This window comes from Ruegeria sp. ABV3_008 (assembly GCF_056161185.1).
Genome location: NZ_JBSWYP010000001.1, coordinates 13833 through 29840, shown reverse-complemented (window position 1 = coordinate 29840; position 16008 = coordinate 13833). Strand labels below are relative to the sequence as shown.

General features: G+C 59.3%; 19 protein-coding genes. 13 read left to right on the top strand and 6 right to left on the bottom strand.

Annotation, left to right across the window (positions count from 1 at the left end):
- Positions 1 to 22: 22 nt before the first annotated feature.
- The 4 genes from ACXAH8_RS00155 to arsC are packed head-to-tail and all read left to right on the top strand — an operon-like array spanning position 23 to position 2182.
- The gene (locus ACXAH8_RS00155; protein WP_170374228.1) at positions 23 to 361 is read left to right on the top strand and encodes a DUF952 domain-containing protein; all 339 of its coding nucleotides are present in this window, start codon (positions 23 to 25) and stop codon (positions 359 to 361) included.
- The gene (locus ACXAH8_RS00150) at positions 358 to 789 is read left to right on the top strand and encodes a DUF1330 domain-containing protein (protein ID WP_475215148.1); all 432 of its coding nucleotides are present in this window, start codon (positions 358 to 360) and stop codon (positions 787 to 789) included. Before ACXAH8_RS00155 ends, ACXAH8_RS00150 begins: the two co-directional genes overlap by 4 nt.
- Positions 786 to 1844, top strand: a complete 1059-nt coding sequence (locus ACXAH8_RS00145; protein WP_475215146.1) for a quinone-dependent dihydroorotate dehydrogenase — start codon at positions 786 to 788, stop codon at positions 1842 to 1844. Before ACXAH8_RS00150 ends, ACXAH8_RS00145 begins: the two co-directional genes overlap by 4 nt.
- Entirely contained in the window at positions 1841 to 2182 is a 342-nt protein-coding gene (arsC, locus tag ACXAH8_RS00140; RefSeq protein ID WP_475215145.1) for an arsenate reductase (glutaredoxin), read from the top strand. The genes ACXAH8_RS00145 and arsC overlap by 4 nt, the downstream gene beginning before the upstream one ends.
- Here the strand turns inward: arsC and ACXAH8_RS00135 are convergent.
- Genes ACXAH8_RS00135 through ACXAH8_RS00125 form a run of 3 tightly spaced genes read right to left on the bottom strand, consistent with a single transcriptional unit; the run spans position 2179 to position 4437 of the window.
- Complete coding sequence (locus tag ACXAH8_RS00135) at positions 2179 to 3495, bottom strand: MATE family efflux transporter (RefSeq protein ID WP_475215143.1); 1317 nt, start codon at positions 3493 to 3495, stop codon at positions 2179 to 2181. The genes arsC and ACXAH8_RS00135 overlap by 4 nt on opposite strands.
- Positions 3496 to 3497: 2 nt before the next feature.
- Positions 3498 to 4016: a PaaI family thioesterase gene (locus tag ACXAH8_RS00130; protein WP_475215142.1), complete on the bottom strand. Its 519-nt coding sequence runs from the start codon at positions 4014 to 4016 to the stop codon at positions 3498 to 3500.
- A gap of 1 nt (position 4017) precedes the next feature.
- Positions 4018 to 4437: a PaaI family thioesterase gene (locus ACXAH8_RS00125; RefSeq protein ID WP_170465671.1), complete on the bottom strand. Its 420-nt coding sequence runs from the start codon at positions 4435 to 4437 to the stop codon at positions 4018 to 4020.
- Positions 4438 to 4548: 111 nt separating this feature from the next.
- On the opposite strand from ACXAH8_RS00125, the gene ACXAH8_RS00120 reads away from it, so the two are divergent.
- The 8 genes from ACXAH8_RS00120 (at position 4549) to ACXAH8_RS00085 (ending at position 12271) form a co-directional block, all read left to right on the top strand.
- Entirely contained in the window at positions 4549 to 4917 is a 369-nt protein-coding gene (locus ACXAH8_RS00120; RefSeq protein WP_170374244.1) for a MerR family transcriptional regulator, read from the top strand.
- 256 nt (positions 4918 to 5173) lie between these two features.
- Positions 5174 to 5575 (top strand): MerR family transcriptional regulator, encoded by a 402-nt coding sequence (locus ACXAH8_RS00115; RefSeq protein ID WP_475215140.1) that lies wholly within the window; start codon positions 5174 to 5176, stop codon positions 5573 to 5575.
- A 42-nt stretch (positions 5576 to 5617) separates the two neighbouring features.
- Positions 5618 to 7399: an acyl-CoA dehydrogenase C-terminal domain-containing protein gene (locus tag ACXAH8_RS00110; protein ID WP_475215139.1), complete on the top strand. Its 1782-nt coding sequence runs from the start codon at positions 5618 to 5620 to the stop codon at positions 7397 to 7399.
- A gap of 55 nt (positions 7400 to 7454) precedes the next feature.
- Positions 7455 to 7667 carry a hypothetical protein gene (locus tag ACXAH8_RS00105; protein WP_170374251.1) on the top strand — a complete coding sequence of 71 codons (213 nt, stop codon included), beginning with the start codon at positions 7455 to 7457 and terminating at the stop codon, positions 7665 to 7667.
- Between the two features lie 60 nt (positions 7668 to 7727).
- Positions 7728 to 8366: a glutathione S-transferase family protein gene (locus ACXAH8_RS00100; protein ID WP_170552697.1), complete on the top strand. Its 639-nt coding sequence runs from the start codon at positions 7728 to 7730 to the stop codon at positions 8364 to 8366.
- 11 nt (positions 8367 to 8377) lie between these two features.
- Positions 8378 to 9589, top strand: a complete 1212-nt coding sequence (locus tag ACXAH8_RS00095) for an acetyl-CoA C-acetyltransferase (RefSeq protein ID WP_170488591.1) — start codon at positions 8378 to 8380, stop codon at positions 9587 to 9589.
- A complete protein-coding gene (locus tag ACXAH8_RS00090; protein WP_475215137.1) occupies positions 9589 to 10077 on the top strand; it encodes a cupin domain-containing protein in 489 nt (162 codons plus the stop codon). The genes ACXAH8_RS00095 and ACXAH8_RS00090 overlap by 1 nt, the downstream gene beginning before the upstream one ends.
- On the top strand, positions 10070 to 12271 hold the full coding sequence (locus ACXAH8_RS00085) for a 3-hydroxyacyl-CoA dehydrogenase NAD-binding domain-containing protein (RefSeq protein ID WP_475215136.1): 2202 nt from the start codon (positions 10070 to 10072) through the stop codon (positions 12269 to 12271). Before ACXAH8_RS00090 ends, ACXAH8_RS00085 begins: the two co-directional genes overlap by 8 nt.
- A gap of 42 nt (positions 12272 to 12313) precedes the next feature.
- Here the strand turns inward: ACXAH8_RS00085 and ACXAH8_RS00080 are convergent, their stop codons facing one another.
- The 3 genes from ACXAH8_RS00080 to ACXAH8_RS00070 all read right to left on the bottom strand — a co-directional run bounded on the left by ACXAH8_RS00080 (position 12314) and on the right by ACXAH8_RS00070 (position 14856).
- Entirely contained in the window at positions 12314 to 13099 is a 786-nt protein-coding gene (locus ACXAH8_RS00080) for a Hint domain-containing protein (protein WP_475215134.1), read from the bottom strand.
- 162 nt (positions 13100 to 13261) lie between these two features.
- Complete coding sequence (locus tag ACXAH8_RS00075; protein WP_475215132.1) at positions 13262 to 13924, bottom strand: sulfotransferase family 2 domain-containing protein; 663 nt, start codon at positions 13922 to 13924, stop codon at positions 13262 to 13264.
- Positions 13921 to 14856 (bottom strand): DMT family transporter, encoded by a 936-nt coding sequence (locus tag ACXAH8_RS00070; protein ID WP_475215130.1) that lies wholly within the window; start codon positions 14854 to 14856, stop codon positions 13921 to 13923. Before ACXAH8_RS00070 ends, ACXAH8_RS00075 begins: the two co-directional genes overlap by 4 nt.
- Positions 14857 to 14994: 138 nt before the next feature.
- Between ACXAH8_RS00070 and ACXAH8_RS00065 the strand changes: the two genes are divergently transcribed.
- On the top strand, positions 14995 to 16008 hold the full coding sequence (locus ACXAH8_RS00065; RefSeq protein ID WP_475215129.1) for a hypothetical protein: 1014 nt from the start codon (positions 14995 to 14997) through the stop codon (positions 16006 to 16008).

Sequence of the window (16008 nt, the reverse complement as noted above, 5' to 3'; positions counted from 1 at the left end):
CTATGCGGGGCATCAGACCCTCATGCTGATCTACAAGATATTCCGGGCCGAGGAATGGGCCGCGTTGCAGGCAAATGGCGCAACTGATGGCGCGCCAATTGATATCGCTGACGGGTTCGTCCACTTTTCGACAGCCGAACAGGCGGCGGAAACCGCTGCCAAACACTTTGCTGGGGTTGAAGGTCTGACACTGCTTGGCTGCAACGCTGACGCCATGGGCGACGACTTGAAATGGGAAGTGTCGCGTGGTGGGGCGTTGTTTCCGCATCTCTACCGCCAAATCCGGCTCAGCGACGTGGTCTGGTCCCGCCCCCTGCCCTTCGATGGCCAAACCCACCAATTCCCGAGCGAGATGGTATGACCGCCTATATTGATCCCGACCGCGAACAGTTCGAAGCCTTCAAGGCATTGGATCGGGATCAACCCATCGAGATGCTGAACCTTGTCAGGTTTCGCACCAAGGCCGACTACCCGGTGGGCCACGCGTTGGCGGATCAGGGTCTGACAGGCGCCGCAGCCTATCGCCACTACGGGACTGAGACCGCTCCGATTATCGCCAGGATCGGGACGTCGATCCTGTGGCGCGGGGCGTTTCAGACCACATTGATCGGACCGCAAGACGAGGTTTGGGATGAAGTGTTCATCGCCCGATATCCTACAGCTCATGCGTTTCTTGAAATGGTAACAGACCCGGTTTACCGGTCTGCGGTGGTTCACCGTCAGGCCGCCGTCGCAACGTCTCGCTTGATCCGCTGCGGCACCGCGCAAGGAGGCGCGTCTTTCGGATGAAACTGACCGAGAAACTGGGCCTCGCCGCCCTGCATCGTATGGACCCCGAAACAGCCCATGGTCTGTCGATCAAGGCCCTGCAGGCCGGTCTGGCCCCGACGCCCGGACCGGTGACGTCATCGCGTCTACAGACCGAACTCGCAGGGCTGCGCCTGCCCAACCCCATAGGCCTCGCCGCCGGGTTCGACAAGAACGGAGAGGTTCTGGCCCCTCTCTCCCGTGCAGGATTTGGGTTCATCGAGGTCGGAGCGGTGACCCCGCGCCCGCAACCCGGCAACCCGAAACCCCGCCTGTTCCGCCTGACCGAGGACAAAGCCGCCATCAACCGTTTCGGCTTCAACAATGAAGGTATGGAAGTGATGGCCGAACGGTTGGCCAACCGTCCTAAGGATGCGGTGATCGGCCTGAACCTCGGTGCCAACAAGGATAGCGATGACAGGCCCGGCGACTTTGCCAAAGTGCTGGCCCATTGCGCCGCGCATCTAGATTTCGCGACGGTCAATGTCTCCTCCCCAAACACCGAAAAACTGCGCGATCTTCAGGGCAAGGCGGCCCTTGGCGCTTTGTTGAGTGGTGTGATCGAGACGCGCGATGCACTGCCGCGCCCTCTGCCCATTTTCCTGAAAATCGCGCCTGACCTGACCGAGGATGAATTGCAGGACATCGCCGAAGTGGCCTCGGAAACGGGCGTGGATGCGGTCATCGCCACCAACACGACCCTGTCGCGCGACGGGCTGCGCAGCCCGCACAAGGACGAAAAAGGCGGCCTGTCCGGTGCCCCTCTGTTTGAGAAGTCTACCCGCGTTCTGGCCCGATTGAGTAAGCTGACCAACGGCAGAATCCCTCTGATCGGTGTGGGCGGTGTCAGCTCAGCGGAACAAGCCTACGCCAAAATCTGCGCAGGCGCGTCGGCGGTGCAATTTTACACCGCGATGGTCTATGGCGGCCTGTCCTTGGCTGCCGATATCGCAAAGGGTCTTGATGACTTATTGACCCGCGATGGGTTTGACACCGTTGCACAGGCTGTGGGCAGCAAACGAGAGGATTGGCTGTGATCGAATATTGGCACAACCCGCGTTGTTCAAAGTCCCGCATGGGGTTGGCTTTGCTGGAGGAGCGAGGTGCAGAGATCGAGGTTCGCAAATACCTAGAAAACGCCCCCTCGGTCGACGAATTGCGGACTGTGCAATCTCTGCTGGACCTGCCCGCCATCAAGATGATGCGCACGGGCGAGAAGCGGTTCAAAGAGCTGGGCCTTTCAAAGGACGCGCCGGATGCGGAGCTGATCCAAGCCATGGCGGACAACCCGATCCTGATCGAACGTCCTCTGGCCATCTCGGGCGATAAAGCCGCAATTGGCCGCCCACCCGAAAATCTGCTCGCCCTGCTCTAGGCCACCTGAGCTTCAAGCTTCAGATAACGCCAGCCCATCGTCACGCCGCGCGCAAGGTTCAGAACCATCAGCGCGGCCCACAGGCCATGGTTGCCGAACGCGGGCACCAGAATGAACAAAGCGACCACATAGATTGCCACTGATTGCAGCATCGCATTGCGCATGTCGCGGGTCCATGTGGCTCCGATGTAGATACCGTCGAACATCCAGCTTGCGACACCGATGATCGGAGCCAAAGCCGCCCAGAACAGGAATGTGCGGCCCGCCTCGCGTACTTCGGGAGAGGTGGACATCAGATCAATCAGCGCCGGACCCGCAAAGAAGAAAACAGCGCTGAGAAGCACCGCGCCACCGACACCCCACTGAGACGCCATGACCGAGGCGCGCCGTACTTGGTATCGGTCCCGTGCGCCAACCGCGCCTCCGACCAGTGCCTCGGCGGAGAAGGCGAATCCGTCCAGAGCGAAGGCGGTGATTTCAAGGAACTGAAGCAGCACTTGATTGGCCGCCAGATTGACGTCTCCCAAATCGGACCCGACGAAAAGGAAGGTGGTGAACGAGCCCGTCAGCAGAACCGACCGGATCATGATATCTCCGTTCACCTGCACCATCCGGCGCAGCCGCGTGGCATCGAAAATGCGCGGCCAGTCGCGCCAGATTTGCCCGGCAAACCCGTCCCGGCACAGCCACAGACCCAGTGCCAAACCGGTCCACTCCGCGATCAGGGTTGCAATCGCCACGCCTTCGACGCCCCAGCCCAACCCCAGAACGAACCACAGGTCCAGCACGATGTTGAGACCGTTCATCCATATCTGCAGCAGGAACACGCCCCGTGTCCGCTCGACGGCGATCAGCCAGCCTGTGATCGCATATAGGGCAATGGTCGCGGGTGCCCCCCAGATCCGAATCTCTAGGTACGAGCGCGCGAGTGTTTCGACCTCGGGGCTGGCCGGGGATAGCCAAAACGCGCCACTGAAGATCGCGGCCTGGGCAAGGATAAACACAAGGCCCGCCGCCCCGCCGAGCATCAACCCACGAATGAGCAAGGCGCGCATCTCGGCGGTCTCTCCGGCCCCGCGCGCCTGCGCGGCGAGGCCCGTGGTACCCATGCGAAGAAAGCCGAATATCCAGTAGATCGCGGACAGGATCACCGCGCCCATGCCCACCGCGCCAATCGGAGCAGCCGCCCCCATCTGCCCGACAACGCCGGTATCCACCGCGCCGAGGATCGGCACAGTCGCGTTCGATAGCACAATGGGAACCGCGATCTTCAGCACCCTTTTATGAGTTATGGGTGCCGAGGCATCCTGCATTCTCAGCCCTTTTCGCGGGGCTGTTGCGGCATCAGGAAATGCCCCGTCGCCTGTGCAAACAGCTTGGCATGATTATCTTGCCATGCCTCGACCCGAACGGAGGCATATCGCCGTCCGGCCCGGTTCACAAAGGCGCGCGCATAGGCGTCGCGCGGCAGGCCCGAGCGCAGGTAGTCGACCGTAAAGTCGATGGTTTTGGGAAAGCGGATCGATTCATCCGTAACAATGGCCTCGGCATCAATTTCACCACTTTCGATGTCAGAGAACATATGCTCCCAGCTCAGCGTGATCACGGCCGTTACCTCAAGGAACGCCGCGGTCACGCCGCCATGAAGGGCTGGAAGAAACGGGTTGCCGATCAGTTTCTCGTCAAAGTTCAGCACGCCGGTCAGCTCATCCCCGCGCCGGTCGAAGCTGATATTGAGAAACCGGATATAGGGCACGCCATCGACCAAAGCGCGCAAGGCGGCGTCGCGCCGTTGTTTGACCACTTGCATGGGTTCGGGACGGGAACGAGCCATGTTACTTCCCCTCAACAGTGAAAGACCCCGAGGCGGTCGCCACTGGCAGGTCAAGATCATCATCCATCGCCGTTGCACGCACGAAGGCCACATTTCGGGTGATGTGATAGCAATTGGCCCGCGCGGTGATGCTCTGCCCTGGCGTGGCGGCGCGCATATAGTCGATGCGCAAATCAATCGTCGCTGTTCCGCCCGGTGAAGACGGGTGGCTCATGACTGCGGCCCCGCAGCAGGTATCCAGGATGGTCGAAATCGCGCCACCGTGGATCACGCCCGTGCGCGGATCTCCGATCAGATCCTCATTGTAAGGCATTGTTATCTCGGCTTCACCTTCCCCAATCTGGCTAAGATGAAGGCCCATCGCGCGCGCATGCGGAATGGCTTCGATAAACTGGCGGGCTAGCTTTGCTTTGTCGACCATGATCATATCCTGTTGTCTTGCCCCTTTATGAGCCGCCATCCGATCAAAGGGCAAGCCCACCTGTTGCGCTTGTTCGCATGACGTCCTAGGTTGCTGCCGAGGAGACCCCGAATGTCCGACAACCGTTTGTCATTCAAAGAGATGTGTGCCGAGTTCGACGTGACTCCGCGCACTCTGCGCTACTACGAATATATCGAGCTTTTGCAGCCCGATCGTGAAGGGCGATCCCGGTACTATGGCCCCAGAGAATGCGCCCGCATGACCCTGATCATGCGCGGCCGGAAATTCGGGTTTCCTTTGGAAGAGATTCGCCAATGGCTGTTGATCTACGAAGATCAAGGCAACGAAGCGCAGATGGCAACTTTTGTGGAAATGGCCGATCGTCAGATGGAAGAGCTGCGCCAGCAGCGCGCGCAGCTTGACGAGGCGATGGATGCCCTCAAACAGCTTCGGGACCAAACGGCTAAGTCCATCAAGTAGAACACCCCGGCCCTTTAGGGTTCTGGTGAGAACAAGCAATACACCTTGGAATCGCGTCCTAGGACCAGTCTGAGGGCGAATTTCCCTTGCCCCTAGGGAAAGAAAATTTCGCAAAACCCGTCATTACGCGACTGGAAGTTACGTCAACTTAGAAATGACGCAGCGTCTGGATTACGTAAACGTCACCTACATGTTGTAAAGCGTCCAGCAACTGCGCAACTCTATTCGGACGACGCCAGTGACGAGAGTATGACGAATGACCGAAGATCTGATGACCATCCGTGAAATGTGCGAGACCTATGATGTCACGCCCCGCACCTTGCGGTTCTACGAGGCGAAGGAACTTCTATTTCCGATCCGCGAGGGTCAGAAGCGTCTGTTCACCAAACGCGACCGCGCGCGGCTAAAGCTGATTCTGCGCGGCAAGCGGTTTGGTTTCAGCCTCGAGGAGATTCGCCAGCTTCTGGACCTGTATCACGTGGGCGACCAGCAGGTGACCCAGATGTCGCGCACCTATGAAATCGCGTGCGAACGTCTGGCCGATATGGAATTGCGCCGAGAAGAGCTGACGCAGGCCATCGACGATCTGAAAGAGCAGTTGCGCTGGGGCGAGAAAGTCATCGCCTCGATGAAACAGGAAAAGAAGGCGGCCGAATAACTTCGCCCTGCCCTCCGGACATATGAATTAAGGGAGCTTCACATGCCCGTCTACAACGCGCCAACCAAAGATATGCAGTTCATCCTGCATGATGTCCTGAAAATCTCGGACTCTGACATTCCGGGTTACAACGAACTTGAGACCGAATTCACCGGTGCCGTTCTGGAAGAAGCTGGCAAGGTCGCCAGCAATGTTCTTCACCCGCTGAATGTTGTCGGCGACACTGAAGGGTGCCGTTTGGAAAACGGTATCGTTTACACACCCACAGGCTTCAAAGATGCCTTCGAGCAGATGAAAGAAGGCGGCTGGACTGGCCTCGACATGCCGGAAGAGTATGGCGGCCAGAACATGCCCTATGTGATTGGGACGGCCGTAGGCGAGATGTTCTCGGGCGCAAACCAGGCGTTTACGATGTATCAGGGGCTGACCCACGGTGCAGCTTCGGCCATTCTGGCGCACGGCTCGGACGAGCAGAAGAACAAATACCTGCCGAACATGATCAGCTGCGAATGGACCGGCACCATGAACCTGACCGAGCCGCATTGCGGTACCGATCTGGGTCTGATGCGCACCAAGGCGGAACCTCAGGGCGACGGCAGCTATAAAATCTCGGGCCAGAAGATCTTTATCTCGGCCGGTGATCACGACATGGCCGACAACATCATCCACCTGGTTCTGGCCAAGATCCCTGGTGGCCCCGAGGGCATCAAGGGCGTATCGCTTTTCATCGTACCCAAGTTCATCGTCAACGAAGACGGATCTGTAGGTGAGCGCAACGGCGTTTCGGTCGGCAAGATCGAAGAGAAGATGGGAATCCACGGCAACTCGACCTGCGTCATGAACTATGACGAGGCCACCGGTTGGCTGCTGGGTGACGAACACAAAGGCATGCGCGCCATGTTCACCATGATGAACGAAGCGCGTCTGGGTGTGGGCATGCAAGGCCTGTCGCAGGCAGAAGCTGCGTATCAAAACGCTGTTGAATACGCCAAAGACCGCCTGCAGGGCCGCGACGTAACAGGTGTGAAGAACCCGGATGGCCCTGCCGATCCGCTGATCGTTCACCCCGACATCCGCCGCAACCTGATGGATCAGAAAAGCTTCACCGAGGGCGCACGCGCGTTTATCCTGTGGGGCGCGACCATGATCGACAAAGCGCACCGCTCGAGTGACAAGGACGCCGATGGGCTGATCTCACTGCTGACACCGGTCATCAAAGGCTTCCTGACAGATGAAGGTTACGACATGACCGTTCAGGCCCAGCAGGTCTATGGCGGCCATGGTTACATTGAAGAATGGGGTATGTCGCAATACACCCGCGATGCCCGTATCGCCATGATCTACGAAGGCGCGAACGGTGTTCAGGCGCTGGACCTTGTCGGCCGTAAGCTGGCGCAGGATGGCGGCAAGCACGTCATGGCCTTCTTCGAAATGGTCAAAACCTTCTGCAAGGAAAACGCAGGCCAGAACGAAGCCTATGACAAAGCCTTCATCGAACCGCTGAAAGCAGCGTCCAAGGATCTGCAGGCCGCTGGCATGTACTTCATGCAGGAAGGCATGAAGAACCCGAACAACGCTCTGTCCGGGTCTTATGACTTCATGCACATGTTCGGTCATGTCTGCCTGGGCCTGATGTGGGCGCAGATGGCCAAGGCCGCTCAAGACGCGCTGGACGGTGGGGCCTCGGACAAAGAGTTCTACGAGACCAAGATCAACACCGGCCGGTTCTATATGGCCCGCCGCCTGCCCGCGACTGCGATGCATCTTTCCCGCATTCAGACCGGCGCAGACACTGTGATGGTTCTGGACGCGGCGAACTTCTGATCAAAGTCTGGGCTCGGGCATCACAGCTCGGGCCCTACTATTCGGAGGAGACAGAATGCCCAAACGCTTTCGCCTGACCCGCCGTTTCCCGGTCGCCATGACCGAGGACGGCTATCGCAAACTCCGCGGCTTCGCCCGTGAGGCAGGGTTGGATGAAGGCGAAGCGCTGTCTTTTCTGTTCGAGAACTTCAACAGCGTCATTGACGAAGACAACCTGACCCATCGGTTGCGCCTCTTCAATTCCGAATTGGAGGCACGCAAGCGCTAGGCACCAAGGCCGAAAAACTTGGGCGGACGATGCAAAAAACGCCACGGGAGGGGCGACCGCATGACCATAAAACTGCACTGCTTCGGTGAAAGCGGCAATTCATACAAAGCCGCTCTGGCGCTGGAAATGTCCGGCCTCGAGTGGGAGCCGGTCTTTGTCGATTTCTTCAAAGGCGTCACCCGCAGCCCCGAGTTCCGCTCGGACGTCAACGTAATGGGCGAAGCGCCTTTCCTGATCGACGGTGATTTCAAAACCTCCCAATCTGGTGCGATTCAGGCTTATGTAACCGAAAAATCCGGCAAGTTCGGCGGCAAGACGCGGGAAGAGAATTACGAGATCCTTCGCTGGGTGCTGTGGGATAACCACAAACTCAGCTCGATGGCTGGCATGACGCGGTTTCTGATGAACTTCCTGCCCGAAGAACACCGCAATGCCGATGTGATTGCCTTCAACCAAGGCCGTCTGAAAGCGGCCTATGATGTTCTGAACAATCATCTTGAGGGCCGCGACTGGATAGTCGGTGACGGCGTGACCAACGCCGATCTCAGCTGCTGCGGCTACCTCTACTATCCCGAACCATTCGGCTTTGACCGTGCCGACTGGCCCAACATCGACGCCTGGCTGACTCGTTTGTCTGAGCAGCCTGGCTGGAAACACCCCTATGACCTGATGCCCGGCAACCCGTCGGATCGAGCTTAAGGAGAAGACCCATGACCGAAGCTTACATTTATGACGCCCTGCGCACCCCGCGCGGCAAGGGCCGCAAGGATGGCAGCCTGCACGAGGTAACCTCGGTGCGCCTGTCCGCCTTGACCCTGAACGCGATCAAGGAACGCAACAACCTTGAAGGTCACGCCGTTGAGGATGTGATCTGGGGCAACGTTACGCAGGTGATGGAGCAAGGCGGCTGTCTTGCGCGCTCGGCGGTTCTGGCCTCGGACCTCGACCAGTCGATCCCCGGACTGGCGATCAACCGCTTCTGCGCCTCGGGCATGGAAGCCGTGAACCTGGCCGCGAACCAGGTTAAAGGCGGCGCGGGCGACGCCTATATCGCTGGTGGTGTTGAGATGATGGGCCGCGTGGCCATGGGCAGCGACGGTGCTGCGATTGCCGTAGACCCGACGCTGGCAATGGACACCTATTTTGTACCGCAGGGTATCTCGGCCGACATCATCGCGACCGAGTATGGGTTCACCCGCGACGATGCCGATGCGCTGGCCGTAGAGTCTCAGAAACGCGCGGCAGAGGCTTGGGAAGACAACCGGTTCGAGAAGTCGGTCATCACCATCAAAGACCAAAACGGCCTGACCATCCTGGATCGCGACGAATATATGCGCCCCGGCACTGACATGCAGAGCCTCGGCGCGTTGAACCCGTCCTTCCAGATGATGGGTGAGCAAATGCCTGGCTTCGACAAAGTCGCGATGTTGAAATACCCGCATCTGGAGCGGATCAACCACATCCACCACGCGGGCAACAGCTCGGGCATCGTGGACGGCTCGGCCGCTGTTCTGATCGGCAACAAGGAATTCGGTGAGAAATACGGCCTCAAGCCGCGCGCCCGTATCAAGGCAACCGCGAAGATCGGCACCGACCCGACCATCATGCTGACTGGCCCGGTTCCGGTGACCGAGAAGATCCTTGCCGATAACGGCATGCAGATCAGCGATCTGGACCTGTTCGAAGTGAACGAAGCTTTCGCCTCGGTCGTGCTGCGTTTCCAGCAGGCATTCGACGTCGATCCTGCGCTGGTGAACGTCAACGGCGGCTCGATCGCGATGGGTCACCCCCTGGGTGCAACCGGTGCGATGATCATCGGCACGCTGCTGGATGAGCTTGAGCGTCAGGACAAGGAAACCGGTCTGGCTACGCTCTGCATTGCGTCCGGTATGGGTGCAGCAACCATTATCGAGCGGGTCTGATGCCCAAGCTGGATCTCTCTCAGATCCCGTTCAAGGGTGGCTCGTCTTATCCCGGCAAACTGGTCGAGGCGGTCGGAGGCCGCTTCAACCAGGGCGTCGGAGATGCAGGCGGGTTGACCCAGTTCGGGGTCAACATCGTACGGCTTGAACCGCAGGCTCTGTCTTCGCTGCGCCATTACCACATGGAGCAGGACGAGTTTGCCATCATGCTCAGCGGCAAATGCGTGCTGATCGATGACGATGGTGAGCATGAGATGCTGCCCGGTGACTGCGCCGCTTGGCCTGCAGGTGAGGCCAACGGCCATCACCTTGTGAACAAGACCGATGCGCCCGCGACCTTTCTGGTGGTGGGCACTCGGACCCCGACCGAGACCGGCTATTACAGCGACATAGACATGATGGTGAAGGATGATGAGAACGGATTCTCTTTCACCCGGAAAGACGGCAGCCCGCTGACGGCTGACCAGATTGGAGATGACAATGACTGATTTCACTCTGACCAAAGACGCAGACGGCGTCGCATTTGTGACCTGGGATGCCCAGGGCAAATCCATGAACGTTCTGACCCGCGAGGCCTTTCAGGAGGTCAGCCAGCTGATCGATCAAGCCCTGAGCGATGATGAGATCAAAGGGATCGTTATCACCTCGGGCAAAGAAGGCTCCTTCGCGGGTGGCATGGATTTGAATACCCTCGCCACCATCCGTCAGGAGGCCGGTGATGAACCGGCGCAGGCGCTGTTCGACTTCGTCATGGGCGGCCACCACATCCTGCGCAAGATGGAACTGGCGGGCATGGACCCCAAGAGCAAGAAGGGCGGCAAACCGATTGCCTGTGCCATCAACGGCACCTGCGCCGGGATCGGGACCGAGATCGCTCTGGCCTGCCATCACCGCGTCATGACCTCGAACGCCAAGGCCAAGATCGGCCTGCCTGAGATCCTTCTGGGCATCTTTCCAGGCGGCGGCGGTACCATGCGCTATAGCCGTATGGTAGGTGCGATGGCAGCGGCCCCTGTCCTGCTGGAAGGCAAGATGATGGACCCGAAGAAAGCCAAAGGCGCTCAGCTGATCGACGATGTTTCGGACGATCCGGTCGCGGCAGCCAAGGAATGGGTTCTGAACGCCAAGGACGCCGATCTGGTCAAGCCTTGGGACGCGAAGGGCTACAAAATGCCCGGAGGCGCGCCCTACCACCCTGCCGGCTTCATGACTTTCGTTGGTGCCAACGCGATGGTGAACGGAAAGACACAAGGTGCTTTCCCAGCGGCTAAGGCTCTGCTGAGCTCGATCTACGAAGGGGCGCTGGTCGACTTCGACACCGCCCTGAAGATCGAAGCGCGTTGGTTCACCAACGTCCTGATGAACCCCTCGTCGTCGGCCATGATCCGGTCGCTGTTCCTTAACAAGGAAGCCTTGGAGAAAGGCGCGGTCCGCCCCAAAGATGTGGCCGATCAACGCGTGAAAAAGGTCGGCGTTCTGGGCGCTGGCATGATGGGGGCCGGTATCGCTCTGGTCTCGGCGCAGGCCGGGATGGAGGTTGTTCTGGTCGACCGTGATCAGGCTGCCGCCGACAAGGGCAAGGCTTACTCCGAAAGCTATATGGACAAGGGCATCAAGCGCGGCAAAGCCACGGCTGAGAAGAAAGAGGCCCTGCTGGCCCGCATCACCCCGACTCCTGATCTGGAGCATCTGAAAGGCTGCGATCTGATCATCGAGGCGGTGTTCGAAGACCCAAGCGTCAAGGCCGATATGACCAAAAAGGTCGAGGCGATCATCCCCGAGGATTGCATCTTTGCATCAAACACCTCGACCCTGCCGATCACCGATCTGGCCAAAGCTTCCGTCCGGCCCGAGCAGTTCATTGGCATCCACTTCTTCTCACCCGTTGAGAAGATGTTCCTGGTCGAGATCATCAAAGGCAAGGAAACCGGTGATCGCGCGGTCGCCAAGGCTCTGGACTACGTACGCCAGATCCGGAAGACGCCAATCGTGGTCAACGATGCGCGCTTCTTCTACGCCAACCGCTGCATCATCCCTTACATCAACGAAGGCGCGCGCATGATCACCGAGGGCGTCAGCCCGATCCTGATCGACAACGCAGCGCGTCAGTTGGGCTTCCCGGTAGGACCGATCCAACTGACCGATGAAACCTCAATTGATCTGGGTGCCAAGATTGCACGCGCAACCAAGGCGGCGATGGGCAACGCTTACCCCGAAAGCCCCTCGGACGATCTGATCTTCTGGATGGAGGAACAGGGCCGTCTGGGTCGCAAGGCCAATGCAGGCTTCTTCGACTATGACGAGAAGGGCAAGCGCGTCGAATATTGGAAGGGTCTGCAGGATAAGTACCCTCTGGCCGCCGAGCAGCCTGACCTGATCGAGGTACAGGAGCGTCTGATGTTCGCACAGGTTCTGGAAGCCGTCCGTGCGCTGGAAGAAGGCGTTCTGGAAGACATCCGTGAAGGTGATGTAGGCGCAATTCTGGGTTGGGGCTTTGCGCCTTGGTCCGGTGGTCCGCTCAGCTGGCTGGACATCATCGGTACGCCCTACGCGGCCGAGCGTTGCGATCAGCTGGCCGAGGCCTATGGCGAACGTTTCGCCTGCCCGCTGCTGCTGCGTGAAATGGCTGAAAAAGGTCAGCGCTTTTACGGCCGGTTCAACCCGGACGCCAAAGCCGCTTAAAACAACGACGCAGGCGCAACTCCCCTTGCGCCTGCGTCTTCCTTACTGAACAGCCGGAGCGGTTTGCCATTCAGGCCGGAGAAACAGAACCGGCGCACTTGGTCGACCCGGGCGTCCGGGCCTACGAATACCCGCCGCGGGGCGGATCGGGAAAATCGGATCCGTCGGGATCGGAGCAGGCAAAGCGCCCAAAGGGTTTGCAAGTGCGGAAATCTCACCACTTGCAGCAAGCGAACCGACCAACGCAGTCGCAGCGTCTTCGTCAGCCACCGCATACTCTTTTGCCTGACCAGACGTGCGGCTGAAGCGCCCAGAAGGGCAATAGGCTTGCAAGCCACCCTCGATATAGATCACCTCGTCCTGATCGAAGAACAGGGTTGTGACCTCGAACGACGATCCCGGCGACTGCGAGGACAACCGACAGGCTCCGTCCAGAATCCGCGCAGGCACCACCGTTACACCTTGATCCGTCAGGTCCAGTTTGCCGCGATCCAGCGCGACACCCTGTTCCGGCATCAACCAAACCGCCCGCCCATTGTAAGCCGCCCGCGCAGGCACAAAGATGGGCAGATATGCAGATCGCCTTTCACCTGCCGGGATATTGACCCAACTGGTCGAGACCCTGCGGACCTCCTTGAAACCGTGATCCAGCGTTCGAACCAGATCTCCGGCGGCGATACGTTCGATCAGCTTCCATCCACTGGTGGTCGCGATTTTGGTTCCGTGCAGGAACCCTCCTCTGCGCGATGACACTGCGTCCAGCGCTACTGGCAGATCCGCATCGTCATGATACTCGGAAACACCCGAAAAACTCACTACTTCCAACACGTGCCGAACCCCCTTTTGGCACAAATACTCATATCTCAAGAAATAGCAGACGCAGCGGTTTTCCGTCTTAGTTTGGCCGTATTTACGCCCGATTTGGGTTAAAACGAGGGGTTTCCTGCAACAGACGGCCTCTCAAGAATGGGTTTATCAACCAATCGGAAACTATGAGCCGGACGTTACGTCAAAAGCGTAGCCGAATCTCTCGATGTCTTCTGCGCAGGCTTCTGCCACGGATTGTGCGGACCTGTCGGAATAGTATGCCCGATAGTCTGCTTGCCGGTCCGAGGGGTTGATATGGGGTAATTCCACCTCAAACCCCAGATGGCGAAACAGAGCTTGAGCGTCCTGTTCGAACTGTTCCAACCGTATGAACAGCTGGCACTGTTCAACACCATCTGCACGCGTCATGTAGCGCCGTGCCGGATGGTCCTGAAACGAGCGGCGGATGGTCGGGTGCACGACAAAAGGCTCGAACGCCAATTGCTGCGACAGGGTGACTGCCTCATGCGCAAAGCTCTGAGATCGCAGCCAGTGGTAATAGCTGACCATGCGATCCCACGGGTTGCGGACCAGCGTGAAAGCAAACATCTCCTCAAGCACACCATCCGGCAACACCCCGTCTAAATCCGCAAGCGTCGCGTGCTTGTGCAGCCTCCCCCGCGCGGTCAGTTCCTTGGCGCGGCGCCGCCGTTTCAGGGCCTTGGGCGTGTCTCCTAACAGGATGTCATCCTTCATGGCCCGCTGCTCCAGCGCCAAGGCCAGTGAAGTTCCCCCCGTCTTAGGCATGTGCACAAACACATAGCGGCGGCCGCGAGAGATGATCATGCGACCTCCTGCTCGGGGGCCGCGCGCCTGGCTCTCCAGCCCAGAACTGCCCCGGCTGTTGCGATCAGGCCGATGCCAAAGATCTGCATCACTCCGATCGTCTGTCCAAGAGCGACCCAGGCGAACAGAGGACCGAAGATCATGATCGAATATTCGAACACGGCAACGAATGAGGGCTCTCCGACCTGATAAGCCTTGATCATCATGAAGACGGCCACGGTCGATCCGACGGCCTGTATTGCGACCCATGGCAAGGCCGCTCGCATATCGAGGACCAGACCACGGGTCACAAAGCCTTCGGGACCGTCGGGTCCGGATGCGGGAAAGGCCGTGAAAACGATCAAGCCGATGGCTCCGGCAACGCCCAGAACAAGCATGTTGTTGGCCAGAAGGGCGACTGTGCTTTCATCCGAGCAATAGGTCCGCGTGACAATTACGCTGAGCGCGTAGAAGAACCCGCCGACAACCGGCAAAAAGGTCCTGACGTCGAACTCAGTCGGGTTGGGTTGCAACACGCACAGGATGCCCACAAACCCCAGCAGGACCGCGCCGATGCGCCATGGTCCGATGACCTGTCTTAGACCCAATGCAGAAATCAACAGCACGAACATCGGCGAAGTGAACAAGCCCGCCAGGGCCTGCGCAATCGGCATCAACGCCAGCGAGGCGAAATAGAACAGCATGCCCGTCGCGATCAAAACGCTGCGCAGCAGGACAAACCGCAGCCGTATTGGCCGCAGACTTCCCAAACCCAAAAGGGACAGTCCGATGATCAGAGGCAACATCAAAACAGCACGGCTAAGATGGAACTGCCACAGCCCGATGGTTTCGGCCAGCAGGATCACCACGTTGTCGATCACGCCAAGAATGGCCATCGCCGAGACCATCAGCACCGAGGCCAAAAAGGGGAGCGTTTCTTTGCCTGGCTGCATGTCCTGCCTCGGGTTAGATGCGCGCAACAGCGCTTGTGCCATCCAGCATATTTCTGAAAGCCTGCGCAACAGGTTTGCGCCCCGTGATTTCGACATGCTATGCTTTGGCAAAAGAAAAACACGAGCAGCCCAATCCAGATGACGGCCCTGAAACAGTACCAGCGGATCGAAGCCACCGGTCTGTGGCGCTCCTCGCCCGATGAACAGCGGCGCGAGGTTGTGGTCTCGATTGGTGAGGCGACCCTGACGATCTCGGATTTCAATGACCAGGCGCTGACGCACTGGTCTCTGGCCGCGTTGGAGCGGCAGAATCCGGGCAGTTTCCCTGCGATTTTCAACCCTGACGGCGACCCGGACGAAACGCTGGAACTGGCCGAAAGCGAAAAGACGATGCTCGAGGCTATCGACCGGTTGCAACGCGCCATCGACCGGTCGCGCCCGCATCCCGGTCGGTTGCGCTGGTTCAGCGTTGCAGGCGTCGTCGCCGCTGTTTTGGCGGTGTTACTGCTTTGGTTGCCCGGGGCACTGCAAAACCACGTGGTCTCGGTCGTGCCCGAGGTCAAACGGCAGGACATCGGCGACGAGATTCTGAAACGAATCGAGCGGGTTTCGGGGCGGGCCTGTGCCTCACGCGATGCGCAGGCCTCTTTGGACCGGCTGGCCAAGCGTACGGGCGTGCGGCAGATCATCATCCTGCCCGCCGGGGTGCAGGACAGCCTCAGCCTGCCGGGCGGGACGGTCTTGTTGAACCGGGCGTTGGTCGAGGATCATGAAGATCCCGCCGTGGCCGCCGGCTATGTCATCGCCGAGCGCGCCCGTATCGAGGCTCAAGACCCGTTGGATGATGTTCTGGACCGAACCGGCGCCTCCTCGGCCTTTCGCCTGCTGACGACCGGAGGCCTGACGCCCGAGATCGTCGACAGCTATACCGAGCAAGTCCTGTCGGAACCCCGTCCATCTCTGACAGATGAGGCGCTACTGGCAGGTTTTGCACAGGCCGCCCTGCCCTCGACCCCATATGCCTATGCGCGGGATGTGACAGGGGAAACGGTTCTTGGCCTGATCGAGGCCGACCCAATGGCCGGACGCACGCTGGAACAGGTGTTGCCTGACCGCGATTGGGTCCAGCTTCAAAACATCTGCAGCGAGTGA

Coding starts and splice junctions, on each gene's coding strand:
- ACXAH8_RS00150 (WP_475215148.1), top strand. CDS start 358: ATGACCGCCTATATTGATCCCGACCGCGAACAGTTCGAAGCCTTCAAG.
- ACXAH8_RS00135 (WP_475215143.1), bottom strand. CDS start 3,495: ATGCAGGATGCCTCGGCACCCATAACTCATAAAAGGGTGCTGAAGATC.
- ACXAH8_RS00075 (WP_475215132.1), bottom strand. CDS start 13,924: ATGATCATCTCTCGCGGCCGCCGCTATGTGTTTGTGCACATGCCTAAG.
- ACXAH8_RS00115 (WP_475215140.1), top strand. CDS start 5,174: ATGACCGAAGATCTGATGACCATCCGTGAAATGTGCGAGACCTATGAT.
- ACXAH8_RS00145 (WP_475215146.1), top strand. CDS start 786: ATGAAACTGACCGAGAAACTGGGCCTCGCCGCCCTGCATCGTATGGAC.
- ACXAH8_RS00130 (WP_475215142.1), bottom strand. CDS start 4,016: ATGGCTCGTTCCCGTCCCGAACCCATGCAAGTGGTCAAACAACGGCGC.
- ACXAH8_RS00110 (WP_475215139.1), top strand. CDS start 5,618: ATGCCCGTCTACAACGCGCCAACCAAAGATATGCAGTTCATCCTGCAT.
- ACXAH8_RS00070 (WP_475215130.1), bottom strand. CDS start 14,856: ATGCAGCCAGGCAAAGAAACGCTCCCCTTTTTGGCCTCGGTGCTGATG.
- ACXAH8_RS00090 (WP_475215137.1), top strand. CDS start 9,589: ATGCCCAAGCTGGATCTCTCTCAGATCCCGTTCAAGGGTGGCTCGTCT.
- ACXAH8_RS00065 (WP_475215129.1), top strand. CDS start 14,995: ATGACGGCCCTGAAACAGTACCAGCGGATCGAAGCCACCGGTCTGTGG.
- ACXAH8_RS00125 (WP_170465671.1), bottom strand. CDS start 4,437: ATGGTCGACAAAGCAAAGCTAGCCCGCCAGTTTATCGAAGCCATTCCG.
- ACXAH8_RS00155 (WP_170374228.1), top strand. CDS start 23: ATGCTGATCTACAAGATATTCCGGGCCGAGGAATGGGCCGCGTTGCAG.
- ACXAH8_RS00085 (WP_475215136.1), top strand. CDS start 10,070: ATGACTGATTTCACTCTGACCAAAGACGCAGACGGCGTCGCATTTGTG.
- ACXAH8_RS00105 (WP_170374251.1), top strand. CDS start 7,455: ATGCCCAAACGCTTTCGCCTGACCCGCCGTTTCCCGGTCGCCATGACC.
- ACXAH8_RS00100 (WP_170552697.1), top strand. CDS start 7,728: ATGACCATAAAACTGCACTGCTTCGGTGAAAGCGGCAATTCATACAAA.
- ACXAH8_RS00120 (WP_170374244.1), top strand. CDS start 4,549: ATGTCCGACAACCGTTTGTCATTCAAAGAGATGTGTGCCGAGTTCGAC.
- ACXAH8_RS00095 (WP_170488591.1), top strand. CDS start 8,378: ATGACCGAAGCTTACATTTATGACGCCCTGCGCACCCCGCGCGGCAAG.